Genomic DNA, 722 nt, shown 5'->3' on the forward strand with positions numbered 1-722 from the left:
GGAGACGGGAAGCGAGTCGCTTCGCTCCCCGCCAGGGAGCCGCTGCGCGGCTCGCAGTGGGTCGAGTGCCGTTGCCGTCGATCGAGTCGCTTCGCTCCTCTGAGATTCGAATTTTGGTTCTCACCAATCGAATTCATCGCAACGTCTGAACCGGTACCCGACACCCGAACGAGGCTGGGGAGGAGGGGAAGGGTCACGAAAAGTGCCCCGTCTCGCGTCCACTGCCTCGTCATCATCATGCTCCCAATCATACACCCCCACCCACCAAACCGCAAAACAAACAGAAAACCGGTAACGCCGTAAACCCCACTCCCCCAACATAATTAGACGCCAACAAAAACACGATCGTGCATAACACGTCAAACCGGCTCTACACCAAACAAATAACGAAACACATTGGCACACAACACCATTCAAAAACAGTCTTGGTCTCAACACGTCAACGCATCACTACTGGTGAGATGATGCGTGATCGTGGAGGCATGGATGGGCAACAAGGCGCTCGGGTTCACTATGGATCAAGAGAACACGATCTGGGAGATGTGGCGTCGCGGTGATTCGCTGAGTGCGACCGGGCGGGTCCTCGGGGAGAGTGTCCCTCAGATCGGCCGGTTCCTGCGTAAATCCGGCGGTATCCGGCCGCTCCCACGTCGTCGGCGAGCATCTCATCTCACGGCCGGGGAGCGTGAAGAGATTTCCCGTGGGATCGCCGCCGGTGACAG

At 57.9% G+C, this 722-nt stretch carries 1 pseudogene; it reads left to right on the forward strand.

Annotated elements, in window-relative coordinates:
- Positions 1–486: 486 nt before the first annotated feature.
- Positions 487–722: pseudogene (locus G8767_RS35255) on the forward strand (IS30 family transposase); the annotation flags it as partial.

It is taken from the genome of Rhodococcus sp. IC4_135 (genome assembly GCF_011602025.1).
In the GTDB taxonomy this organism is placed as follows: domain Bacteria; phylum Actinomycetota; class Actinomycetes; order Mycobacteriales; family Mycobacteriaceae; genus Rhodococcus_F; species Rhodococcus_F baikonurensis.